The organism is Vreelandella lutescens (assembly GCF_014640815.1).
In the GTDB taxonomy this organism is placed as follows: Bacteria; Pseudomonadota; Gammaproteobacteria; order Pseudomonadales; family Halomonadaceae; genus Vreelandella; species Vreelandella lutescens.
Genome location: NZ_BMHM01000002.1, coordinates 667,790 through 691,806 on the forward strand (window position 1 = coordinate 667,790; position 24,017 = coordinate 691,806).

24 protein-coding genes and 1 rRNA gene are annotated in these 24,017 nt (G+C 52.6%); 7 read left to right on the forward strand and 18 right to left on the reverse strand.

The window, feature by feature from the left end; all coding sequences use genetic code 11:
* Positions 1 to 14: 14 nt before the first annotated feature.
* The 10 genes from pheS to IEW65_RS07480 all read right to left on the reverse strand — a co-directional run bounded on the left by pheS (position 15) and on the right by IEW65_RS07480 (position 8,584).
* On the reverse strand, positions 15 to 1,034 hold the full coding sequence (pheS, locus tag IEW65_RS07435; protein WP_188638841.1) for a phenylalanine--tRNA ligase subunit alpha: 1,020 nt from the start codon (positions 1,032 to 1,034) through the stop codon (positions 15 to 17).
* Between the two features lie 157 nt (positions 1,035 to 1,191).
* Positions 1,192 to 1,545, reverse strand: coding sequence for a 50S ribosomal protein L20 (gene rplT, locus IEW65_RS07440; protein ID WP_009097607.1), 354 nt, complete (start codon positions 1,543 to 1,545; stop codon positions 1,192 to 1,194).
* 57 nt (positions 1,546 to 1,602) lie between these two features.
* Positions 1,603 to 1,797, reverse strand: coding sequence for a 50S ribosomal protein L35 (rpmI, locus tag IEW65_RS07445; protein ID WP_009724291.1), 195 nt, complete (start codon positions 1,795 to 1,797; stop codon positions 1,603 to 1,605).
* Positions 1,798 to 1,878: 81 nt separating this feature from the next.
* Positions 1,879 to 2,370 carry a translation initiation factor IF-3 gene (infC, locus tag IEW65_RS07450; RefSeq protein ID WP_188638842.1) on the reverse strand — a complete coding sequence of 164 codons (492 nt, stop codon included), beginning with the start codon at positions 2,368 to 2,370 and terminating at the stop codon, positions 1,879 to 1,881.
* A gap of 60 nt (positions 2,371 to 2,430) precedes the next feature.
* Positions 2,431 to 4,353, reverse strand: a complete 1,923-nt coding sequence (gene thrS, locus IEW65_RS07455) for a threonine--tRNA ligase (RefSeq protein WP_188638843.1) — start codon at positions 4,351 to 4,353, stop codon at positions 2,431 to 2,433.
* 216 nt (positions 4,354 to 4,569) lie between these two features.
* The gene (locus tag IEW65_RS07460) at positions 4,570 to 5,439 is read right to left on the reverse strand and encodes an OmpA family protein (protein ID WP_188638844.1); all 870 of its coding nucleotides are present in this window, start codon (positions 5,437 to 5,439) and stop codon (positions 4,570 to 4,572) included.
* Between the two features lie 247 nt (positions 5,440 to 5,686).
* Positions 5,687 to 6,154: a DUF2489 domain-containing protein gene (locus tag IEW65_RS07465; RefSeq protein WP_188638845.1), complete on the reverse strand. Its 468-nt coding sequence runs from the start codon at positions 6,152 to 6,154 to the stop codon at positions 5,687 to 5,689.
* A gap of 125 nt (positions 6,155 to 6,279) precedes the next feature.
* On the reverse strand, positions 6,280 to 7,332 hold the full coding sequence (locus tag IEW65_RS07470) for a COX15/CtaA family protein (protein ID WP_188638846.1): 1,053 nt from the start codon (positions 7,330 to 7,332) through the stop codon (positions 6,280 to 6,282).
* Positions 7,333 to 7,368: 36 nt separating this feature from the next.
* Positions 7,369 to 7,722: a hypothetical protein gene (locus tag IEW65_RS07475; protein ID WP_229755492.1), complete on the reverse strand. Its 354-nt coding sequence runs from the start codon at positions 7,720 to 7,722 to the stop codon at positions 7,369 to 7,371.
* A 154-nt stretch (positions 7,723 to 7,876) separates the two neighbouring features.
* Positions 7,877 to 8,584 (reverse strand): SURF1 family protein, encoded by a 708-nt coding sequence (locus IEW65_RS07480; protein WP_188638848.1) that lies wholly within the window; start codon positions 8,582 to 8,584, stop codon positions 7,877 to 7,879.
* Between IEW65_RS07480 and IEW65_RS07485 the strand changes: the two genes are divergently transcribed.
* On the forward strand, positions 8,583 to 8,774 hold the full coding sequence (locus tag IEW65_RS07485; protein WP_188638849.1) for a DUF2909 family protein: 192 nt from the start codon (positions 8,583 to 8,585) through the stop codon (positions 8,772 to 8,774). The genes IEW65_RS07480 and IEW65_RS07485 overlap by 2 nt on opposite strands.
* Before the next feature lie 4 nt (positions 8,775 to 8,778).
* Here the strand turns inward: IEW65_RS07485 and IEW65_RS07490 are convergent, their stop codons facing one another.
* From IEW65_RS07490 to IEW65_RS07510, 5 genes are all read right to left on the reverse strand, one after another.
* A complete protein-coding gene (locus tag IEW65_RS07490; RefSeq protein WP_188638850.1) occupies positions 8,779 to 9,639 on the reverse strand; it encodes a cytochrome c oxidase subunit 3 in 861 nt (286 codons plus the stop codon).
* Positions 9,636 to 10,220, reverse strand: coding sequence for a cytochrome c oxidase assembly protein (locus tag IEW65_RS07495; RefSeq protein WP_188638851.1), 585 nt, complete (start codon positions 10,218 to 10,220; stop codon positions 9,636 to 9,638). The genes IEW65_RS07490 and IEW65_RS07495 overlap by 4 nt, the downstream gene beginning before the upstream one ends.
* Positions 10,221 to 10,250: 30 nt before the next feature.
* Positions 10,251 to 11,900 (reverse strand): cytochrome c oxidase subunit I, encoded by a 1,650-nt coding sequence (ctaD, locus tag IEW65_RS07500; RefSeq protein WP_188638852.1) that lies wholly within the window; start codon positions 11,898 to 11,900, stop codon positions 10,251 to 10,253.
* Positions 11,901 to 11,949: 49 nt separating this feature from the next.
* On the reverse strand, positions 11,950 to 13,065 hold the full coding sequence (coxB, locus tag IEW65_RS07505) for a cytochrome c oxidase subunit II (protein ID WP_188638853.1): 1,116 nt from the start codon (positions 13,063 to 13,065) through the stop codon (positions 11,950 to 11,952).
* A gap of 125 nt (positions 13,066 to 13,190) precedes the next feature.
* Complete coding sequence (locus IEW65_RS07510; RefSeq protein WP_188638854.1) at positions 13,191 to 13,364, reverse strand: DUF2970 domain-containing protein; 174 nt, start codon at positions 13,362 to 13,364, stop codon at positions 13,191 to 13,193.
* 135 nt (positions 13,365 to 13,499) lie between these two features.
* Here IEW65_RS07510 and IEW65_RS07515 point away from each other — a divergent pair, with 135 nt between their 5' ends.
* Together IEW65_RS07515 and IEW65_RS07520 are read left to right on the forward strand one after the other, a co-directional pair.
* Positions 13,500 to 13,853: a hypothetical protein gene (locus IEW65_RS07515; RefSeq protein ID WP_188638855.1), complete on the forward strand. Its 354-nt coding sequence runs from the start codon at positions 13,500 to 13,502 to the stop codon at positions 13,851 to 13,853.
* A 92-nt stretch (positions 13,854 to 13,945) separates the two neighbouring features.
* Positions 13,946 to 14,170 carry a hypothetical protein gene (locus tag IEW65_RS07520; RefSeq protein WP_188638856.1) on the forward strand — a complete coding sequence of 75 codons (225 nt, stop codon included), beginning with the start codon at positions 13,946 to 13,948 and terminating at the stop codon, positions 14,168 to 14,170.
* A 9-nt stretch (positions 14,171 to 14,179) separates the two neighbouring features.
* Here the strand turns inward: IEW65_RS07520 and hrpB are convergent, their stop codons facing one another.
* Positions 14,180 to 16,624: an ATP-dependent helicase HrpB gene (gene hrpB / locus IEW65_RS07525; RefSeq protein ID WP_188638857.1), complete on the reverse strand. Its 2,445-nt coding sequence runs from the start codon at positions 16,622 to 16,624 to the stop codon at positions 14,180 to 14,182.
* The gene (locus IEW65_RS07530; RefSeq protein ID WP_188638858.1) at positions 16,621 to 17,280 is read right to left on the reverse strand and encodes a TetR family transcriptional regulator C-terminal domain-containing protein; all 660 of its coding nucleotides are present in this window, start codon (positions 17,278 to 17,280) and stop codon (positions 16,621 to 16,623) included. The genes hrpB and IEW65_RS07530 overlap by 4 nt, the downstream gene beginning before the upstream one ends.
* Positions 17,281 to 17,487: 207 nt before the next feature.
* Here IEW65_RS07530 and xdhA point away from each other — a divergent pair, with 207 nt between their 5' ends.
* The 4 genes from xdhA to guaD are packed head-to-tail and all read left to right on the forward strand — an operon-like array spanning position 17,488 to position 23,518.
* Entirely contained in the window at positions 17,488 to 18,939 is a 1,452-nt protein-coding gene (xdhA, locus tag IEW65_RS07535) for a xanthine dehydrogenase small subunit (protein WP_188638859.1), read from the forward strand.
* The gene (gene xdhB / locus IEW65_RS07540; RefSeq protein WP_188638860.1) at positions 18,923 to 21,346 is read left to right on the forward strand and encodes a xanthine dehydrogenase molybdopterin binding subunit; all 2,424 of its coding nucleotides are present in this window, start codon (positions 18,923 to 18,925) and stop codon (positions 21,344 to 21,346) included. Before xdhA ends, xdhB begins: the two co-directional genes overlap by 17 nt.
* Entirely contained in the window at positions 21,343 to 22,203 is an 861-nt protein-coding gene (gene xdhC / locus IEW65_RS07545) for a xanthine dehydrogenase accessory protein XdhC (RefSeq protein WP_188638861.1), read from the forward strand. Before xdhB ends, xdhC begins: the two co-directional genes overlap by 4 nt.
* 1 nt (position 22,204) lies before the next feature.
* Complete coding sequence (gene guaD / locus IEW65_RS07550; protein WP_188638862.1) at positions 22,205 to 23,518, forward strand: guanine deaminase; 1,314 nt, start codon at positions 22,205 to 22,207, stop codon at positions 23,516 to 23,518.
* A gap of 175 nt (positions 23,519 to 23,693) precedes the next feature.
* On the opposite strand, the gene rrf is transcribed toward guaD, so the two are convergent.
* Positions 23,694 to 23,809, reverse strand: a 5S ribosomal RNA gene (gene rrf, locus IEW65_RS07555).
* Between the last annotated feature and the right edge of the window lie 208 nt (positions 23,810 to 24,017).

The following is a 24,017-nucleotide window of genomic DNA, read 5'->3' on the forward strand; positions in this document are numbered from 1 at the left end:
CGCTGGCAGCGGTCTTAGGTGAATTGACGAAGAAAGCGCAAGTCGTTCTCAAAGAACAAGCGCAGGTCATTAACGCCGTAGCGCAGCATCGCCAAACGCTCAGCGCCCATACCAAAGGCAAAGCCGGTGTATCGCTCGGTATCAATGCCGGAGTGCCGGAATACTTCAGGGTGCACCATGCCGCAACCCATGACCTCAAGCCATCCGCTATGTGAGCAAACACGACAACCGTTGCCACTACACATCACGCACTGAATATCGACCTCAGCAGAGGGCTCAGTGAATGGGAAGTAGGAGGGACGGAAGCGAACCGATAGATCATCACGCTCAAAAAATGCCTGGAGGAAGTCTTCAATGGTCCCCTTCAGATCGGCAAAGCTCACGCCCTCATCGACCAACAGGCCTTCTACCTGATGGAACATCGGCGTATGCGTCAGGTCCGAGTCGCTGCGATAGACGCGCCCCGGGCACACGATACGGATGGGCGGCTCACTACTCTTCATTGTGCGCACTTGCACGGGAGAGGTATGAGTACGCAGCAAGCGGGTGGCGTCGAAATAAAACGTGTCGGCCATCCCACGCGCAGGGTGATGGGCGGGGATATTGAGCGCCTCGAAGTTATGGTAGTCATCCTCAATCTCAGGACCCACCGCTACATCATAACCAATGCGGGTAAACAAGCCTTCGATACGCTCAAGCGTGCGCGTCACAGGGTGCAAGCCACCACTCTCCAGGTCACGTCCCGGCAATGTGACATCGATCCGCTCTGCTGCCAAACGAGCATTCAGCGCCTCGCTCTCAAGCTGCTGACGCTTGGCGTCGATCTCAGCTGATAGCGTTTGCTTGGCTTGGTTAATTTGCTCACCAGCCGCAGGACGCTCTTCAGCCGATAGCTTGCCCAGCCCTTTCAATAAGGCCGTCACTTCGCCTTTTTTACCTAAGTAACGTACGCGCAACTCATCTAGCGCTGAGACGCTCTGCGCAGCTTGAATAGCATCGCGGGCCTCTGACACCAGAGTAGGAAGGTGGTCCATCCGATTTACTCCGAATTAAGCGGTTCCATCTCTAAGGATGGCTGGCATGTTGAAGGTGACAAAAAAACAGGGGAAGAGCGGCTGCTCTTCCCCTGCATGGGTCACACTGAAATGACCTCGGACATTTCACACTGATACTGGATCAGTGTGATTTGCCTTATTGGGCAGCCTTGGCTTTTTCCACGATAGCAGCAAACGCCGCTTTTTCGTGTACTGCCAGGTCGGCCAATACTTTACGGTCAATTTCAATACCGGCTTTCTTCAAACCGCCAACAAAGCGGCTGTAAGACATGCCGTTAATGCGCGCACCAGCGTTGATACGCTGAATCCACAGCGCACGGAATTGGCGCTTACGGTTGCGGCGGTCACGGTACGCATACTGACCGGCTTTGATAACAGCCTGTTTGGCTACGCGGAAAACACGCGAACGGGCACCGTAGTAACCTTTGGCCTGCTTCAGTACTTTTTTATGGCGACGACGGGCAACTACGCCACGCTTAACACGGGTCATAACACACTCCTGACTTTATGACTGAGGCTAAATGCGCTCAGATAAGATAAATCGACCTTACAGATTCGGCAGCATGCGCTGAATCAGCGCTTTGTCTGACGCATGAATCTGCTTCATGCCACGCAGCTGACGCTTACGCTTGGTCGACTTCTTGGTCAAGATGTGGCTACGGAAAGACTGCTTGTGCTTGAAGCCGTTAGCGGTCTTTTTGAAGCGCTTTGCAGCGCCGCTGTTGCTTTTGATTTTCGGCATGAGAGAACTCCGCTCGATATTTTTTAGAAAACCCAGGGCCGACCAGCGCCTTCGCGCTGGCCCGTTAACTTCGCCGTTGGATCACTTCTTTTTCGGGGCAAGAATCATGATCATTTGGCGGCCTTCCATTTTGGGGAAAGACTCCACCGCTCCGATCTCTTCCAGGTCTGCCGCGATCCGTTCCATTAGCTTACGGCCAATGTCCTGGTGCGCCATTTCACGACCACGGAAGCGCAATGTGACCTTACCCTTGTCACCACCTTCCAAAAAGCGGATCAGGTTTTTAAGCTTAACCTGATAATCGCCTTCGTCGGTGCCAGGACGGAATTTAACTTCCTTAACCTGGATTTGCTTCTGCTTTTTCTTTTGAGCCGCTTTCTGCTTCTTGGTCTCAAAAACGAATTTGCCGTAATCCATAATCTTACAGACGATGGGGTCGGCATTCGAAATTTGCACGAGGTCTAAACCGGCAGCTTCCGCACGTTCAAGAGCCTCGGTGGTGGGCACAACACCCAACTGCTCACCTTCGGCATCAATTAGACGCACTTCTTCTTCGATAATACGCTCGTTCATTGGTGGGCGTTTGTCTGCTGGACGCCCGCGCTGGTTGCTTCTCTTGATCGTTCCGTCTCCTTAGGCAATTGACGATGTCGCCAGGGCTGCTCTCTCGGCAGTATGGCGTTCAATAAATTCATCGACCGTCATTGTACCGAGGTTTTCGCCGCTGCGTGTTCGCACGGCCACTGAGTCAGCTTCGACTTCCTTATCTCCTACCACAAGGAGATAGGGAACTTTCTGTAACGTATGCTCACGGATTTTAAAGCCGATTTTCTCGTTCCTCAAGTCCGCTTTAACACGCAAGCCACTTTTTTGCAGGCGATTCTCTAATTCAAGCGCATATTCACGCTGTGAATCGGTGATGGTCATGATAACCGCCTGCTGTGGCGAAAGCCATAATGGCATAGCGCCCGCATAGTGCTCAATCAGAATCCCCAAGAAACGCTCGAAGGAGCCTAAAATTGCGCGGTGAAGCATCACTGGGGTCTTACGCACGCCATCTTCATCAACGTACTGAGCCCCTAAACGTCCTGGCAAGTTAAAATCGAGCTGTAGGGTACCACACTGCCAAACACGATTCAGACAATCACGCAATGCGAACTCAATTTTAGGGCCATAAAACGCTCCCTCACCCGGCTGCAGATCCCACTTCAAGCCCGTCGCATTCAATGCCGCCTCTAGACCTTGCTCAGCCTGATCCCACATTTCGGCTTCACCAAGGAAGTCTTCAGGGCGCGTTGAAAGCTTCAGCTCAACATCTTCGAAGCCAAGCGCTTTATACACCTGCAGCGTTAACGCTATAAAATCTTCAGCTTCAGCTTGAATTTGGCCTTCGGTACAGAAAATGTGCGCATCGTCCTGGGTAAACCCACGTACTCGCATCAAACCATGGAGTGAACCTGAAGGTTCATTACGGTGGCAGCTGCCAAACTCGGCCAAGCGCAGCGGCAGATCACGGTAGCTCTTCAAGCCTTGATTAAAAACCTGCACGTGACATGGGCAGTTCATCGGCTTAACGGCATACTCACGTTTCTCCGACTCTGTCGTAAACATCAGTTCACTGTAGTGTCCCCAGTGTCCTGATTTTTTCCAAAGAGAGAGATCCACCACTTGCGGCGTTTTGATCTCTTGGTAACCGTGTTCACGCTGAATTTTACGCATGTACTCTTCTAATGCCTGGTACATTGTCCAGCCATTAGGGTGCCAAAAGACCATGCCCGGCGCTTCTTCTTGAAGATGAAATAAATCCATTTTCCGCGCTAGCTTACGGTGATCACGCTTCTCCGCTTCTTCCAGCCTCTTCAGGTAGGCTTTTAACTGTTTTTTATCACCCCATGCCGTGCCATAAATACGCGTCAGCATCGGATTAGAGGAGTCACCACGCCAGTAAGCACCCGCAAGCTTGGTCAACTTGAATGCTTTTAAATGCCGAGTATTAGGCACATGCGGGCCACGGCACATGTCCGTGTACTCTTCATGGTGATAAAGACGGATGGTCGCACCTTCGGGAATGTCGCGAATGATCTCTTGCTTATAGGTCTCATCACGCTTCTCAAAGGCTGCCATCGCTTGCTCGCGGTCGACATACTCACGAACAACATCGTATTCATGATCGATCAGCGACTGCATTCTTTTTTCAATGGCTTCCATATCTTCTGGCGTTACCGACTTACCAAAATCGATATCGTAGTAAAAGCCATCATCAATGACTGGACCGATCGCCATTTTGGCATCGGGGTATAGCTGCTTCACCGCGTGCCCAATTAAGTGAGCACAGGAGTGGCGGATAATTTCAAGCCCTTCTTCATCACGGGCAGTAATAATTGAAACGTCTGCATCCTGCTCAATGATATCGGCAGCATCAACCAGCACACCATCAATCTTGCCGGCTACGCAGGCCTTGGCCAAACCAGGGCCAATGGATTCTGCCAGCTGCATAATAGAAAGGGGAGCTTCAAACGTTCTTTGGCTGCCATCGGGCAGTGTTACAATGGGCATTCAGGTATTCCTTGAGCGCAGTGGTGATCCATACCAAGGATCACATTTCGCTATCAATGGTCGGAGAATTAAGCACATCTTGAAGGCTGCCAAGCCTATCAGACTTTATGACTTGGTAAAATAAAACGGGAGGCAATGAGCCTCCCGTTCTGTATCAAAAGATAGATCACTCCAGCAAGCTGGTGCTACCTATTGATGGCGCGATGAATGACTGGATTAGTTCCACTCATCCAGTTCTACACGGCGGTTCTGGAAACGACCTTCTTCAGTGTCGTTAGTCGCCACCGGACGCTCTTCACCGTAACCAACTGCACGCATGCGGTTAGCTTCAACGCCACGCTGGTTCAGGTAAGCAGCCACTGATTCAGCACGACGCTGAGACAGGTCTTTGTTGTACTGATCAGAACCACGAGAATCGGTGTGACCTTCGATGCTTACACGAACGTCAGGGTTGTTAACCAGACGCTCAGCAACACCATTCAGGACATTTTGTGCGTTAGCAGTCAGTTGAGCTGAGTCAAACTCAAAGTTCACTTCACGCAGAACAACGCTTGCCGGGCAGCCCAGTGCGTTGACTTCAACGCCAGCCGGGGTGTCGGGGCACTGGTCACGATAGTCCGGAACGCCGTCGTTATCAGAATCCAGCGGGCAACCATTGGCATTCACTTCAACGCCAGCAGGGGTGCCTGGGCACTGATCGCGGTAGTCCGGCACGCCGTCACCGTCGGAGTCCAGCGGGCAGCCTTCAGCGTCAACAGCAACACCAGCAGGCACTTCGCCGTAGCTCGGGCACTGAGGAGCTACCGGCTCAGGGGTACGATCTGCACACAGCAGACCGCCGATAGCAGCGCCTGCTGCTGCACCCGTGGCTGCGCCAGCGTCTTCATCAGAGCTGCTGCTCGTCGCGTAGCCAATGCTGCCACCGATGATGCTGCCAGCAAGACCACAAACTGCCGGGTGCTGATACCAGCTTTGACCGCTGCTAGCGCTCGCCTGGCCGGAAGACTGGGAGGCTGAGCTAGCACAGCCAGAAAGACCTACTACTAGTGCAGAACCGATTAGCAGGCCAGTTGTTGATTTTTTCATGCAAGACTCCTTCTTGATCCAATGCTGACATGGTCTAAAGACCAAATCTATCCAATGCTTCTTATCGCGAGAGCATCCATTTTTCGCTGTTCTGCTTCAGGATTAGGAATCCCTGCCCCTTGAAACCGAACAAGGTGCCTATCATTAACGTTTCAGCGTTAGAAGGCAACAATGCCGAGATATCAACTTCTTGCCTATACCGACCCTTCCAGCATAGCAAAGCTGACATCGTTGACATTAAAAAATTTTAATGAAGTGCCGAGGGTCCTTTGGTGCGCCACTTGATGACCTCTGCAGCCGCCGCCAGAACCGCCGGGCGCATTTCCTCTTCTACCGCTAAGCGCTCTTTGTCTTCTTGCATTCTTTCCCTAGGCGTCAACTGCTTACGGGCAGAATGTGTTTTTAAATGGCGAGTACGGTTGTATACCTGAGCAAATGCCTCGAACTCAGGACGCTCCGTCAAGCTGGGATCAACAATTTCGAGCAGCACCTTACAACGCCAAGATCCCTCGGTGATATCGACCTGCTCTTGAACAAGCGCACTCACCACGTAATCTAGATTTTCAAGACTGTTTTGCTGTGCGCGCTGCTCTTCATCGAGCCGGAACGCATCGCGTCGTCTTACTTCCTTACGCAGAGAGAAAGCGTAACCACCAAGTGCAGCAACGACCGCAATGGCAATGGCAAGCAGTACAAGTGCAACCGTAGAACTCATAGAGCTCCTTCTCTTCAGTAATAAATAGCTTAACGAGAATTGTACACCGAATCACCTCACGTAGACCAATCTGATTCATGCACCTCAATCTTCACGGCCTCATTAACTCGTAAAAAAGCATCCATTTAGCTGTACAAGGAGGTCATGCTTCCACGCTGTGGTTGCACATGCATCGCTTCTTCTGAATATCGATACCGCCAGCACCACCATGCCCAGCCCATACTGAGCACTAACAGTACAGCGCCCGCCGTATGCAAGAGTGCCAACCAAAGTGGCAACCACAGTAAAACGTTGGCAATTCCAAGTGCTACCTGAGCAAAGTAAGCAACCATGACGACGTTCAGGGCAGTACCGACGGCTTTCAAACCTCGATGACGCCACCAGAGTGCTATCAACGCAGCGCCTAACAATATAGCCCCTATGCGGTGAACCACATGAATAGCCGTACGTGCATCTGCATGCAGTTGACCATGCAAATAGTTAGGCCCAACGGTTTGTGTCAAATGGAAGCCTTCGCTCAAATCCATGCTCGGCCACCACTGTGTATTACAGGTGGGGAATCCTTGACAAGCAATACCAGCATAGTTGCTAGTGACCCAGCCACCCAGCGCGAGCTGGAGTACCAACATCGCTCCAGCGATATACCAAAGCCCACTGGCTTTTTGAGGCTGCCCTATCGAGCCACGCCAAACACGCCTCATACGAAAATGCAGCCAAAAAAACAGCATCAAAACGCTAAGCCCGCCCAGCAAATGTAGCGTTACCACCTGCGGCCATAGCTTTAATGTCACCGTAAAAGCACCAAACGCACCTTGAAAAAGAATAACCACTAATAGCGCCAGACTTAATCGCCATGGATAACCTGCATGCTTTCGCATCGACCAGCCAAGCGCTAATACACTCAGGACAATCAGCCCTAAAAAGCTAGCCACATAACGGTGAGCCATTTCCACCCATGCTTTGAAAGGCTCTAAAGGCGCATCTGGATGACGAAGCGCAGCATGCTCGCTATCAGGCACCACTAAGCGCCCATAACATCCAGGCCAATCGGGGCAGCCCAGGCCAGCATCCACTAAACGTGTCCATGCACCTACTAATATGACGCACGTGGTCAATAGCGTTCCAGCCAGTGTGATTCCTACAAGCCAGCGAAGTCTGCGCTCTTGGTAGGTCTGCATTGCGTTTCCTTACGGCTATGATCAACCGAACGTAGGCTAAATCGGATTTACTTTAAATAGGTGCCGGATATCGTCTAGGATGTCAGAGGTCGATACGTTGGGACTGAAGGCAAGCGCAGGCCTACCCATCGGGTCAAATAACCAAACGGTGTGATCATGGCTCCAAGCGGGTTGATGTTGCCATGCAACGACGGTTTCGCCTGGTAGCGCGGCGTTGCTGCCGCCTATTCTCAGCCGTTGCAGTCTAGCAGCCTCACGCCCTAGAGCACGGTGCAACCGCCACAGCTCGTCTTGCTGCTGTTCGCAACGAGTGCCGCAGTCAAGTACCAGCGTCCACTGCTCTGCGTCAACGACGGAGGCGGTCAACGGCCAATCATCAAGGAGAGGCACATTTGAGATGACCTTCCCGTGCGCCGTATGATCCTGAGGTATCCCTACACTCCAAGTTATCATGCCCCATGCTGTGACAATGGGAGCGGCAAAAATGACAAATAGGAGAGCCACCTTAAGCCTTGGATAACGTACAGGTTGATAATGATGCACGCTAGAACCCCCTTTTATAATTATCACGCCAATCCGTTATTAGTCGGAACCCTCCCAACAGCATGATGACAAACGCGGCTAGTGCCAGCCCCCACCACTGAAAAGCATAGCCAATATGACGGCTCGGCGGCATAACATTTGCCTCCCACCAAGGGGAAAAGACGCCTGTACCCTGTGTAGCATGAAGCCAGCCATCGTGACTAAACGCACCTAATTCGGCCTCCCAAGGCGTTAAGCTCAACTGCTGAAGCCTCACCCCCTCTTGATTGGCACCATAAAGCTGCCCCATTGAATGTGCTTGTTGCCACTCACCAGATACTTCAACCATCCCTTCAGGGGTTGACACAGAAGGCGAGGCTCTGCTGGTACCTGTTTCAATAAAACCACGCTGCACCAGCCAAAGCTGCCCGTGTGTATCTCGTAATGGTGTCAGTACGGCGACGCCTAAGCGACCTTCAACAATACGGTTATCCAAATAAAGCGTGTGCTGCTCTAGATACACGCCTCGCAGATGTACCTCCGAACCCTCTAATGGAGTCTGTTCTGGCTCAACCAGCATAGGGGCCGCGTCTCGCATTGCTAGCAGTTCGCGCTTGTCATCCGCCCTTTCCCACTGCCATAGTCCTAGGAACAAACCTAACACCACTACAACACTCCAAAACACATACCATGCGTACAATCGCGCAGGAAAATAAGAGGGCTTCGTCATGTGGTTAAAACTGCTCATTGCACTCGTGTTTATAGGAATGGTGGCCAGCTTAGCCGCTGGTGCAGGCTTTTTACTTCACGACGATAGCGCCTCTCGACGTCTGATCACATCGCTTAAATGGCGAATTGCGTTAGGGTGCGTGCTGATGGGGTTACTCCTCTTTGGCTTTTTATCAGGCAAACTTGGGTAGCCGACTAAAAAACATAAACAAAGATAAAGAGCCCCACCCACACCACATCCACAAAGTGCCAATACCAGCAGGAAGCTTCAAAGCCGAAATGGTGGTCATTGGCAAAGTGCCCTTTGATAATTCTCACCAACATACTGGCTAAAATAAGCGTACCGATAATGACGTGAATACCATGAAATCCTGTAAGGATAAAAAACGTTGCGCCAAAAATCCCGGCCTCAAGGGTGATGCCGTAATGATGATAAGCTTCGTAATATTCCACGCCTTGGATCACAATAAAGCAAAGCCCGAGCATCACGGTACCTGCTAACCAATTGCGACAGGTCTGGCGATAACCCAGCTTTAACGCTTCATGGGCAACCGTCAGGGTAATGCTCGAAGTGACCAAAATGAGTGTATTGACCAGCGGTAGCTGCCAAGGGCTAAGCACGCTAGTAGGACCCGACACGGCCGCATCAGGTGGGTTGAGTAGCGGCCACTGAGGAACAAACCCCGGCCACAATAGGGCTGAAACGCCTTTTGCCCCCTCCCCGCCTAGCCATGGGATCGTAAAGGTTCGTATATAGAACAGGGCACCAAAAAAAGCCGCAAAAAACATCACTTCTGAAAAGATAAACCAACCCATTCCCCAGCGAAACGAGCGATCCATTTGCGTGTCGTATAATCCACCCATGGATTCATGGATCACATCGCGAAACCACAACCCCATCACACTGATCACGCCTAATAAGCCAATAATGAGTAAGGGTGCTCCTGTATCAAATACCAGCTTAAGACCAATACCTACCATCATAGCGCCCAGCGCAAGCGACCCCAAAATTGGCCATCGGCTAGTTGCCGGAACGTAGTAGCTGCCACTGCTCATATGCTATCCCCCGCCGACTTATTGTTATTGACTGGACTCAACGCAACGCGCTGAACTGGATAAAGGGTATATACCAAGGTGATGGTGTGAATATCTTCCGGCAAATCCCTCGCTAATTGAAATATCAGTGGAATAGTTAGCCGCTCATCCCCTTGTAACTGCTGCTCTTGAAAGCAGAAGCAGCTAACTTTGCGCAGATGCGTTGTGGCGCTAGAGGGAGAGACACTGGGCACCGCTCGCCCCCAACTCTCCCGCTGACTATTGTTGGTAAACGTAAAATCCACTTCAGCGGTTTGGCCTGGATGTACTCGCATCTGGCGTGCTTCAACACTCATTTGCCACGGCAATCCTGCGCTACCACGGGTGATAAACTGTACGGTGATGAAGCGCGACTGATCGATTTCTTCGTGAATAATCGCCTTCGCTGTGGTGTCCACCTTGCCATTTAATCCCGTTATGCGACAAAACACGTCATATAGCGGCACTAAAGCAAAGGCAAAGGCGAACATGCCGATAAGGACTGCCACGGTGCGAATCACGGTGCGTTTAACGCCAGCTTGTTGAGCGCCATTTTCTGTCATTTCACGTCCCCCCAACCATGCACTTGCCTATTAATCATGTGATTGCGCACGGTGAAATACTGGCGGCGTTTCAAAGGTGTGCAGCGGCGCTGGGCTAGGCACGCTCCACTCCAAATCAACTGCACCTTCCCAAGCTTTCGCAGGTGCTTTTTGGCCGCCTCGAACACACAGCACCACTACTAGAACAAAGAGCAACTGCGAAGCGCCGAAGAAGAACGCACCGATACTGGAAAGTAAATTGAAGTCAGCAAATTGCAGTGCATAGTCAGGAATACGCCTGGGCATGCCAGCCAAACCCGCAAAATGCATAGGGAAAAACGTGAGATTCACACCAATAATTGAGCACCAAAAGTGGCACTGCGCTAAGCGCTCATTGGGATAGTGGCCTGTCCACTTGGGCAACCAATAATACACCCCTGCCATAATGGCAAAGATCGCTCCAGGAACGAGCACGTAATGGAAATGTGCTACCACGAAATAGGTATCGTGGTACTGAAAATCGGCAGGAGCAATGGCGAGCATGAGTCCTGAAAAACCACCGATAGTAAATAGCACCACAAACGCAAGGGCAAATAGCATCGGAGGTTCAAAGCTGATGGATCCACGAAACAGCGTTGTCACCCAGTTAAATACTTTCACCCCTGTAGGCACAGCAATCAACATGGTGGAGTACATGAAGAAAAGCTCAGCCGTCAGTGGCAGCCCCACAATAAACATATGGTGCGCCCACACCAAAAATGAGAGCAGGGCAATGGCTGCAGTGGCATATACCATCGAGGCATAGCCAAAGAGGGGTTTACGAGCAAACGTAGGAATAATCGCCGATACAATTCCAAATGCTGGCAAGATCATGATGTAAACTTCTGGGTGCCCAAAAAACCAGAACAAGTGCTGGAATAAGACAGGATCTCCCCCACCCGCCGCATCAAAGAAACTCGTACCAAAGTTAATATCCATCAACATCATGGTAATGACGCCTGCCAGTACCGGCATAACCGCAATCAGCAGGAAGGCAGTAATCAGCCATGTCCAAACAAAGAGTGGCATATCCATCATGCGCATGCCGGGAGCACGCATGTTCAGGATGGTAGCGATGATATTAATAGCGCCTAAAATGGAGCTAATTCCGGCAATGTGTAACGCTAGGATAAAGAATGTCGTAGATGCAGGCGCATACGTCGTGGATAAAGGCGCGTAAAAAGTCCAGCCAAAATTTGGCCCACCGCCGGGCATTAGCAGAGTAGAAAGCAGCAGGGTAAAAGCAATGGGCAACAGCCAAAAACTGAAATTATTTAGCCGCGGCAAGGCCATATCAGGCGCCCCAATCTGCAGCGGGATCATCCAGTTAGCTAAGCCGGTAAACGCAGGCATGACGGCAGCGAACACCATAATCAAACCATGCATGGTGGTCATTTGATTGAAAAACTCAGGCTCTACTAACTGCAAGCCAGGCTGAAATAGCTCTGCTCTCACCACAAGTGCAAAAATACCGCCGACAAAAAACATCGTGAGTGAGAAGATCAGGTATAGCGAGCCAATTTCTTTATGGTTGGTGGTTAACAGCCAACGCATGACACCTTTAGGGTGAGCGACGTGGGCATGGTGCTCTTGAGACGGTCCACCAGCCACAGCAGTCGAGCTATGCTGCAGGGAGTGTTGTGGAGGTAGTTTAGGCGCCATGTGTCTCTCCGCATACGTTATTGTTTTATTAGTGGAAATTAAGCAATACTTATTGGGTGATCAGCTCGGCTACTGCAGCTGGCTGTACGACGTCGCCAGTATCATTACCCCAGGCGTTACGTGTATAGGTCACAACAGATGCAATTTCTACGGGATTGAGTGTGCTGCGGAAAGCTGGCATAGCCGCACCAGATACGCCGTTAATAATGCGATCCAAGTGCCAATCAAGATCATCAATTAGCTGCTCGTTACCGGCCAGTGCTGGAAAAGCAGGCATTGCGCCCTGGCCTTCACTTTGATGGCAAGAAGAACAAATGGATTGATACACCGTCTCGCCTCGTGCCATTAGCTCTTCCAGAGCCCATTCGCGATCAACGCCCATCGCTTCTTGCTCAGCAGCTTCTTTGCGCTCTGCAAGCCATATTTCATAATCAGCTTCCTCCATGGCATGCACAACAATTGGCATAAAGCCATGATTCACACCGCACAGCTCAGCACACTGACCACGGTAAATACCGGGTTCGTTGATCTGGACCCAATTTTCATTAATAAAGCCAGGAATGGTGTCCTGCTTGACGGCTAGCTCAGGTACCCACCATGAGTGAATAACATCATCCGAGGTCATCAGAAAACGTACTTTGCGATTAATGGGCAGCACCAGCGGCTCATCGACATCTAATAGATAGTGCTCACCCCGCTCGGCCTCGCCGCGAATCTGCTCACGAGACGTGCTGAGATTGGAGGTAAAAGCAACATCCTCGCCGAGATACTCGTAGCGCCAGCGCCACTGCTGCCCAGTGATCATAATGTCCAGGTCTGCCTCGGAGGTGTCATACATATTTTTAAGCGTGGCAGTCGCCGGTACCGCCATGCCCACTAAAATCAAAATGGGAATAGCCGTCCAGAGCACTTCGACCGACGTATGCTCATGAAATTGTGCAGCTTTCGCGCCTTTAGAGTGGCGATAGCGAAACAATGAGTAGAACATCACACCAAACACGATGACGCCAATCACGACACAAACCCAAAATATGGTCATGTGTAGGCCAAAAATATCGCGACTGATGTCAGTAACACCCACCGGCATATTCCAACTGCTCGCGTGGGCTTGAGAGAGAGTTGCAGCACTGGTAACGGACAGTAGCCATCGCCACGGTAGGCGCATAGAAACCTCCTTTATTATTGTTGTGCTCGCCAACCTTTTTATTAGGTCAGGATTAAGTGTTATTGATCAGTATAGAAAACATGTGGCATTCGTCACGTACTACTAGCGTGATGTGTCTCAACGCATCATCCTGCAGCAAATATCGCAATACCTGCTAAGAGCAGCACAAATATAAGGGTCACCAGCACCGCCACAATGATGAAAACTGCCGGCTTACCGGTTGAGAAATCATGCTGGCGCTGGCGGTCATTCTGAACGCCTAGCAACGCTGCCAACACTGATTTGACCACTGGCCACATAGCGCCCCCTCTTAAGACTGGAATTTTTCATTCTCAATTTGGCAACTGGCCTGAAGCACTCAGCTATAGTTGAGGATAGGCAATTTTTTGAATCGTGCTGCCCTAAAAAGCAGCGGGATAAGAAAGGAGTACGTCATGAAGGCGAAAGAAGCAGTGCCATCTCCCACCCACTTTTTTCAGCTGACACCCAGGGAGTGGCAAGACTATTATTTGCAGAGTGCGCAACCACTGTTGCGACTGCAGTTAATCTGGCTTGAGAACATGACACAGGCTATACAGCTCGAGGCTGATTTATTTCACGCCATTACCCAAAGCAACATTACGTTGATGCAGTGCCTCACGCAAAACCCCAAGCGTTGTACACACGCTGAAATGAACGAACACTATCACTCCTGGGCAAAAATGTTGACCGATGCCCATGCAGAGCGTATCGCAGGAGTAACCCAGCTGTCGCACGACTTTCGACGCTGCCTGTGGGAGGAAATCTAGCGATGCAATTAAGCTTGCGGCGGATAGCGAGGCAATTCACACTACGCGCATTACCTCGCTAAAATCGCAATGGACTGTTAATGGAGCCGTATATGCCCACACCTCGTGGAGTGGTTTCCCGCCACTTGTGTTTCACCTTGTTGCTGCTTTTATCCCTCGCTGGCTGTACCACATATACATGGCCAGATGGCTCTCAAGAGACCGTACTGGGCGTGGTACCTGAAGATGAGAACCGCCGCTATGAAGAGCCCCGTGCCGATGGCGTTCGTTATCGCAAGCCGGGCGATATCCCGCAATCATCTTCAGAAGATGAGTAAAACAACTGATTATTGACCCAGACGACGCTTGGTATACGCGGTCGCTGGAGCAGTGAAGGGGTCTTCTGGCCAGGGGTGCTTAGGATAGCGACCACGCATCTCCTTGCGTACTTCTGAATAACCGTTTAACCAAAAGCTGTGCAAATCTTGTGTCACTTGCAGCGGCCTCCGTGCAGGAGAGAGCAAGTGAAGCGTTACCGTCACACGCCCACCGACGACCGTGGGCGTTGCTTGCCAGCCAAAGGCTTCCTGTAACTTTAGCGCGAGCACAGGTGCCCCACCCTCGCGGCAGGGTGAGTAATCTACATTAATGCGGTTGCCGCTGGGTGCGACGATAGAAACAGGCGCTAACCGCTCCAATTCAGTCTGCTGCTCCCAATCGAGGGTGTTCAGTAAGTAGGTGTGAAAGGGCCGTTTTTCCAGTTGACTTAAGCGAGTAACGCCAGCCATGTAGGGGCCTAGCCATGTCGTCAGGATGCTTAGTAGCGCAGGCGTTGACCAGTCATACCACCGCTCATCATGTATCTTCAGTAGTGCCATGCGCCCCTGCAATTGCAATACATGTTCGTTAAGCAGCATCGTTGGTCGCTGTTTAAGTGCCGCTATTAATGCGCTTTCAACCGCTTCGGCAGGCAATTGCTGCAGTGGGCGCGAGGCTAACACAAGCTCTCCATAGCGCTGAACAGCGTCGCCCACCAGTTTGCCCTGCTCCTCCGACCACGTAATACGCTCTTCCCACGCTTGGGTGGTGGGATAAAGGCTGACTAAAGTCTCTTTAGTGATGGCTTCAGCGACATAGATATTGGCTTCACTTGTCGCGCTCTCTACGTTAACCGCCACTATGAAAGCAGCCTGGGCCAGCGGATGGCTCGTGGGCAGTGTGGCTGTTTTGCCATTAGCAAGTTTGAACCGCCCTGGTTGGAGTTGTTGAGCAATGCGGTCTGGGTACGCTACGGCAAGCAGCGCACCTAGGGGTTCAAAAGCCAGACTCTTTGGCAATGATGTATTCATGAGCCGTGAAAGCCGCTTAACCTCTTGTCTCCATTGGGGAAAGGCCGATGGCTGGTCAATACGCTGTTGCACGGCATCACGCAAGCTGCCCTGGATACGCTCTCTTCCCTCTAGCAAGGCTGCTAGTGCGCAGGCAAGCGGCATCGCCTCTAGAGACATAGCGTTTATGAGCATCGCTGCCAAACGAGGCTCGAGCGGTAATTGAGCACTCTGCCGGCCTAGCGGCGTCAGCATACCGGCCGCGTCAATCAAGTGGAGCTGGCGAAGTAACGATTGGGCGCTATTCCATGCACCCTCTGGCGGTGGCGAGACCCAAGAAAGCTCCCGAGGGTCACGCGCCCCCCATAGCGCCAGCTCCAATGCTAGTTTAGATAGATCCGCCTGCAGCATCTCAGGCTCACCATAAGGCACTAATGGCTGCTCGGATGCCCACAGGCGATAACAAACGCCCGGTTGCTGCCTACCCGCTCGACCTCGCCGCTGGTCAGCACTCGCCCGATTGACCCGCCGAGTAGTGAGTCGCGTCAGCCCAGTGCGAGGATGAAATAGCGGCACCCGTTCCAAACCAGCATCAACCACGCTATTCACACCATCAACGGTCACACTGGATTCAGCAATGGCGGTTGACACAATCACTCGCTGGCGTGTTGCATGAGGCTTTAATGCCGATTGCTGGGCATCGATTGGCATTCTGCCATGCAGCGCTCGAACCTCAATGTCCATACCACTGCGTTCAAGCATGTTTACGAGCTGAGAAATTTCCGCAACACCCGGCAGAATGATCAACACATCGCCACCGCCCTCGCGTGCCACTGCTTCCTGAGTGACGCGCAGCGCAGCCCTCTCCAAAGGTTCTGAAGCGGCCACGGGGCGATAATGCGTTTCCACTGGAAATTCGCGGCCAACACACTCAATCACAGGTGTGGTATGCCCCAATACGTCTTTTAACGCCGTAACATCCAACGTGGCTGACATGACGACGAGGCGAAGGTCATCGCGGACACTCTCCTGCACATCAAGCGCTAGCGCCAGTCCCAGGTCTGCCTCGATGCTTCGTTCATGAAATTCATCGAAAATAATTCCCGCCACCCCTTCCAACAAAGGGTCATCTTGCAGCATCCGCGTCAGCACACCCTGAGTCACCACTTCAAGCCGAGTCGCGGGGCCCACCTGGCTATCGCCACGCATACGATAACCAATCGTCTCACCCACCTGCTCATTCAACTGAGCTGCCATAAACGTGGCGACAAGGCGAGCGGCGACACGACGTGGCTCAAGCAGTAACAGCCGCTGCCCCTTCGCCCATTCGCTTGATAGCAACGTTAACGGAACGCGGGTCGTTTTACCGGCACCCGGCTGCGCTACCAGCATAAGTCGCGGGTATTCTGCTAACGACGCCTGAATAGCGGCTAAATGCTGCTCGATAGGAAGCGATGTCGTCATAGGTAAGCGTGTGCGACCGGGGGAGTTCGGGCGATACCGCAACCTTTCAGGATCACGTGCTCCAAAAACTCACAGATAGAGGCCAAATCAGCATCGCTGAGCACCTCTTCGCCCAGAATGCCGCTAATTTGCGCGCTGTACTCGGTGTAGTGCTGAGTGGCAGACCAAATCAAGAAAATCAGCCAGCGCGGATCGACATCATCCATTTTTCCCTGCTGAGACCACTGACGAATAATCGCCGCACGGGAAGTCACCCACTCTTTCAGCTCGCCCGACAAATACTCTTTTAGAAAAGGTGCCCCGGCCAATATCTCAGCAGCAAACAGCTTTGACCCTTCGGGATAACGTTGGCCAAGCACCATTTTGGTACGAATAAAATCGCTAAGCACCTGCCCTGGGTCGCTCTCCGCCGTAATATCTTCCAGCACCGCATTCCAGCGGCTCATCATGCGGTTGAGCAAACGCACGTACAGCGCTTGCTTGCTGCCCATGTAATACAGGATGTTGGCTTTTGGCAGCTTGGCTTGGTCTGCAATCGCCTGGAGGCTGGCACCACGATACCCATGTTGAGAAAACACCTGCTCCGCAGCGCTTAATATGGTCTGTTCAATACGATCTCTGCTGGCGTTTTCTTGGTTCGCGGTATCCGCTGTCATTCCATAAGCTCCTGTCTTAATCCCTGCGGCATGCTGTCGAGGTAATGTGTTTGAGAAGGCATGCTTTATAGGCGTGCAATGGTCTGTTAAATGCCCGCTTCTCGTGCATGTCAGATCTCATTTAACAAAGTCTTGCAAGGTGCGCCATTTTGTCCCAAGCTCAATATTATTGACCGATCGGTCAGAACAATCATAACGGAGTTTGGCATGGCTACAATTGAGTTTTTGCTCAATGGCACCCCGACCCAATGTCACGTGCCCCCTGACACCAGTATTCTAACGCTGTTACGTGATCATTTGGGGATGACAGGTACGAAAGAGGGCTGCGCATCAGGTGACTGCGGCGCGTGTACCGTTGCGATCAAAGGCAATAACGACCCCCACTTTGCGAGTATCAATGGGTGTATTACGCCCGCCCACCAGTTACATGGTCAGCATTTGCTGACGGTAGAAGGTTTGGCTGCTAACGGAGAGCTACACCCAGCACAGCGCGCCATGGTGGAGTGCCACGGCAGCCAGTGCGGTTTCTGCACCCCCGGCATCGTGATGTCACTATTTACGCTACATACTCAGCAGCAAACGCACCCCGCCCCACTGACTCCAGAGCGGCTTGAGGCGGCCCTAGGCGGTAACTTATGCCGTTGCACAGGGTATCGGCCTATTCGTGATGCGGCGCTTAGCATGCAGGAAGTGCCTTGGAACGCCCCGCAGTGGATTGATGCCTGCCAGCCCACTCAAACGCTGCTTTCAGCCCCTCAATCGAATACCAATGACATCGACCTCTTTGCCCAACCCAGCACGCTCAGTGAGCTGACGGAACTACGTCGACGCTACCCCTCTGCGCGCCTTGTGGCAGGTGGCACTGACCTGTGGTTGGAAAGCACGCAGCGCTTAGCGGTGCTGAATCAATTGATTGACGTCACTCGCGTCGAAGAGCTTGGCCGTATTGAAGAGAGCCCCTTTAATGAACAGCCAGGCTGGTGGGTCGGCGCAGGCGTGACCTATTCACAGCTCGAGCCTTTGTTCGCGGCTAATTACCCGGCCTTCGCCCACCTGCTTCATCGGCTAGGTTCTCAGCAGGTGCGTAACCGCGGCACGCTAGGTGGCAATATTGCCAACGCTTCCCCTATCGGCGATACCCCGCCGGTACTGCTGGCGCTCAACGCTTGGGTTGAGCTGGCTAATCAGGATGGCACCCGCACGCTCCCGCTTAGCGATTTTTTCCTCGATTATAAAAAGACAGCGTTAGCCGCCGATGAAGTCGTGAGCCAAATTTTCATACCCCGGATGGCTGAGGATGCGACGCTTAAGGTATGGAAGCTTTCCAAACGGCGTGAAGATGACATCTCTGCCGTACTAGGCGCTTTTCATTACCGGCTCGTTGATGGTGTATTAAGCGATGTGCGTATTGCGTTTGGCGGCATGGCGGGTGTTCCTAAACGAGCGTTAAAGGCAGAAGCCGCGTTAACAGGGCAGCCTGTCACGCGAGAAAGCTTTCAAGCCGCACAGCGGTCACTCGCTGACGAATTTCAGCCGATGAGCGATGTTAGAGGCAGTCAGCACTATCGTCAGCAAGCGGCAGCCAATCTATTTGAGCGCCTATATCTTTCGCTTTCGGCACCCACACAAGAGGTCATGCTCCATGCGTACGCTCACTAAGCTGGACGGTGATAGCAGCCGCGCACGCCGCGAGCTGCATGACCATATCCAAGGCTCTAGTCCGCTGGCACGCCATACCGTTGATAGCCAAGGGCAGCGCCAAGCAGGCACTTCTAGCTTCCACGAAAGCGCAGAAAAGCACGTCACCGGCAAAGCCGCTTATATTGACGACATTAAAACGCCTCAAGATGCCCTACACGTGGCCCTTGCCCTCTCGCCGGTCGCTCACGGTCTTTTGACAAAACTTGAATTGGAAAGCGTTAAGCAAGCCCCTGGCGTTGTTGATGTGATTACCTTTCACGATGTACCGGGGCACACGGATATAGGGCCAGTATTTCCAGGCGACCCTATCTTTGTCGAGCAGGAGATCAGCTACGCGGGCCAGTGTCTTTTCGCCGTGGCGGCGACCTCCTTACAGGCCGCTCGCCAAGCCGTTAAGCTCGCTACATTACACATCGACGAACAGCCGGCAAGCCTCGACCCCGTGGCTGCGGCTGAGCGGCATGACGTTGTTCGTCCCACCCATACCCAGCAGCGCGGTGACTGGCAGACTGCTTTAAAGCAGGCCGATCAGATCATTGAAGGCGACCTGTTTGTAGGTGGGCAAGAGCACTTCTATTTGGAAGGACAGGCGTGCATCGTCGTGCCCACTGAAGATGAAGGGGTCATGGTCTACACCTCTAACCAGCACCCCAGTGAGACTCAAAAACTCGTTGCTGAAGTGTTGGGCATCCCCTTTCACGCTGTCACCGTAGAAGTACGTCGCATGGGGGGCGGCTTTGGTGGCAAAGAGACCCAGGCATCCCCCTGGGCGTGTATCGCCGCCCTTATTGCCCGCCGCACCGGAAAAGCTACCCGGCTACGCTTGCCACGCAGCGAAGATATGCGCGCTACAGGAAAACGCCACCCTTTCCATAACCGTTACCAATTAGGTATCGATAGCCAAGGCGTTATCCAGGGCGGTGATATCACCGTGATTGGCGATTGCGGCTACTCACCCGATTTATCTGATGCGATTGTTGACCGGGCTATGTTTCATGCCGACAACGCCTACTCGTTAGGAGACGCGCGGGTAACCGGGCATCGTGCCAAAACGCATACGGCATCGAACACTGCCTTTCGTGGCTTTGGCGGCCCACAAGGCATGATGGTGATTGAAGCGGCCATGGATGATATCGCCCGCCGCGTCGGCGAAGACCCTCTAACGATTCGAAAGCGAAACTTTTATCGTGAGGGGCGAGATGTTACCCACTATGGTCAGCAGGTCGATCAAAAAAAACTATTGCACACGCTGGTTGAAAGCCTAGAAACCAGTAGCGATTACTGGACGCGCCGCCAGCAAATCCGCGATTTCAACACCGCCAGCCCCGTGATTAAAAAGGGCCTCGCGCTGACGCCCGTTAAATTTGGGATCTCATTCACGGCCCAGCACCTTAATCAAGCAGGTGCATTGCTACATGTCTATACCGATGGCAGCATCATGATTAACCATGGCGGCACCGAAATGGGCCAAGGGTTGCACACCAAAATTTGCCAAGTGGTTGCTCGCGAATTGGGCCTAGATTTAGAGAGCGTGAGAATCAGCGCCACCCGCACGGATAAAGTGCCTAATACCTCACCCACCGCCGCGTCGAGCGGTGCCGACCTCAACGGCATGGCTGCGCGTGATGCCGCAAGCAAACTGCGCGAGCGGCTGTTTGAGTTTGCCGCTGAGCACTTTGACGGCGGCTTAGATAGAGAAGGTATGCGCTTAGAAGGTGGCATGCTCATCGCTGGCATGGGCGAAAGTGAGCGCCGGATCCCTTGGGGGGAGCTCGTTCAAACCGCCTACTTGAACCGTATTTCGCTGTCTGAAAAAGGCTTTTATGCCACGCCGTTAATCCATTACAACCGAGCGACAGGTCAAGGCCGCCCTTTTTACTACTACGCGTTCGGCGCGGCAGTGGCGGAAGTGAGCGTTGACACGCTCAGCGGCGAGTACTTGGTTGATCGTGTCGACATACTGCACGATGTGGGCAACTCGCTGAACCCTGCCATTGATATTGGCCAAGTAGAGGGTGGCTTTATTCAAGGCATGGGCTGGCTAACCAGTGAAGAGTTGAAATGGAACGCTAAGGGGGTACTGGTGAGCGATGGCCCAGCCACGTATAAAATCCCCACCTACGGCGACTTACCCCGCGTATTCAATGTTGACCTGCTAGAAGGCCACCCCAATTCCATGGCGAGTCTTTACCGTTCAAAAGCAGTGGGAGAACCGCCTTTTATGCTCGGTATATGCGTATGGTCTGCGCTACGAGATGCGCTTGCTTGTTTGACGGATTACCGCACCTCTCCTCACTTGGACACGCCAGCCACGCCCGAAAGAGTGATGCTAGCCGCCCATGCGATTAGGAAGAAGGCACTATGACCGAAACATGGCACGCGGCGCTGCATCGCTTGCAACGGAGCGGGATACCCCATGTGCTGGCAACGCAGGTGACCAGTGCAGGATCGACTCCCCGGGAGCCGGGTGCGCGAATGGTGGTGACCGCCGATGAGATTTTCGACACCTTAGGGGGCGGAACATTTGAGTGGCAAACCACCCAAGCGGCTCGAGATTTGTTGCAGCAAGGCAGTTCTGGCTTCCACTTAGAAGCCTTTTCACTAGGCGGGCGCAGTGGTCAGTGTTGCGGCGGTTTTGTGAACGTGCTGCTAGAAGTATTTCCTGGTGCATCTAGTTACATTGCCCTGTTTGGTGCCGGTCATGTCGGGCGCGAAATCGCCAAACTCAGCGCGCCGCTACCCTGGCATATTGATTGGTACGACAGTCGCGACAATATGTTTGGCATACAGGATCAACAGCAGCCGAGGCTGCACTGCCACTCACTGACTAGCCCTCAAGAGAGCGTTTCAGCCCTGCCACCCCACAGCCATGTGCTAGTGCTCACCCATAATCATGATGAAGACTACGCTCTGATCGCAGCGCTGATTCAACGCCCGGATATTGCGTCTATTGGGCTCATTGGCTCCGACAGCAAATGGTCTAGCTTCCAAAGCCGACTGAAGCGTGATGGCCATACGCCTGAAGCCATACAACGGGTGCGCTGCCCTATCGGTGCTGTTCATGACACAAAGCTCAGCAATAAAACCCCCTACGCGATTGCGATGACGGTAGTGACTGAGCTTCTTTGGCTAACCGATCAACCCACACTTGATCAAACACGCGGGCTTAAGCCTGCTGCCCTGCGTGCCCTATTTAACGATACTGCGACACATCAGAGTTGATATGACTTCTTTTACCGATACGTTTATTCGTGCTGAACTGGTGAGTTTTGCCAGAGACCCCGGCGAAGACAACTTGCCTCAACCAGGCAGCCTTGAACACTACGGTGATGGCCTATTATGGTTAAAAGGTGGTCATATACATGGGGTGGGGCACTACGCTGATCTTATTAGCCAATTACCTACAGACAGCCAAGTACTCGATTATCGCGGCAAACTGATCATGCCGGGGTTTATTGATACCCACGTGCATTACGTTCAGCTAGATATCATGGCCTCTTACGGTCGCCAACTGCTGGACTGGCTGAATGACTATACCTTTCCTGAAGAGTGCCGATTTGCAAACCATGCTCATGCAGAGGCACTTTCCAATGCGTTTATAGATGAAATGCTCCGAGCTGGGACAACAACCGCCCAGGTCTTTGGCTCCAGCCATCCGGGCTCGGTAGATGCGTTCTTTACTGCTTGCCAAAAACGTCAGCTGCGCATGCTGGTAGGAAAAGTCTTGATGGACCGCAATGCACCTGACGCGTTGATGGATGGCGCATCAGGCATTGTGGATACGGAGCGCCTAATCGAAGATTGGCACGGTAACCAACGCCTCGGATACAGTGTCACTCCACGATTTGCCCCCACCTCCACCAAGGCTCAGATGGATGCGGCAGGCGCACTGCTACGCAATGATCCTACTCTCTGGCTACAAACGCATCTAGCCGAAAACAGTGGAGAACTCGACTGGGTGGCTGAACTTTTTCCTGGCAGCCGAGACTACCTATCCGTTTATGAACAAGCAGGCTTAGTCGGCCCACGCAGCACGTTTGCCCATGGTATTCATCTTGATAACGGCATGCGTAAACGCTTGGCAGAACGTGGCGCTAACATTGCTTTTTGTCCAAGTTCGAACCTGTTTTTAGGCAGCGGCCTTTTTGATAGGGAGGCTGCCCATGAGACTGGAATGGCGTATACCTACGCCAGTGATATAGGTGCAGGGACTGATTTATCAGGCTTTGGCACCTTAAAAAGTGCTTACCAGGTCGGCCAACTGCGCGGTCAACCGCTAACTGCTTGGCAGGGTTTCTATGGATTAACCCATGGCAATGCAAAGGCGCTTTCACTTGACAATCATGTTGGCCAGTTGGCACCTTCCTACGAAGCAGACTTTGTCGTCATTGACCCTCAGGCCACCTCACTCCTTAAACGTCGCACTCAACACTGCACGACGCTTGGAGAACGTTTATTTGCCTTAATGATGCTGGCTGACGATCGCGCTATTTATGAAACCTGGGCGGGAGGCCGCTGCCAACACCGCAGGGATTAATACCAGCGACTGTTTGATGGTCAACCCAGCCGCCCCTAACGGGCGGCTTTTTTATCAGCAGTTTCCGCACGGGGCTAACGCCCATAGCAAAAAGCCCCGAACACAGCGTGTTCGGGGCTTTTCTTCGGCGCAACAAAAAACCCAGCCTATTGGCTGGGTTTTTTGCAGTATAAGTGCCTGACGATGACCTACTCTCGCATGGGGAGACCCCACACTACCATCGGCGCTAAGCGGTTTCACTTCTGAGTTCGGCAAGGGATCAGGTGGTTCACGCGTGCTATGGTCGTCAGGCGTAACGGGTAATGCATATCATGCTGATGCGTCGGTAACGTGTTTTGTGATCGTCTCTTGTCAGCAAGCATCTTGGCTCACTGCTGCGTATCCGGTTCTCTGAGTGCATTCACACTCATCGTTACTACTGCGACCAGACCCCTTGGGTGTTATAGGGTCAAGCCTCACGGGCCATTAGTACACGTTAGCTCAACGCCTTGCAGCGCTT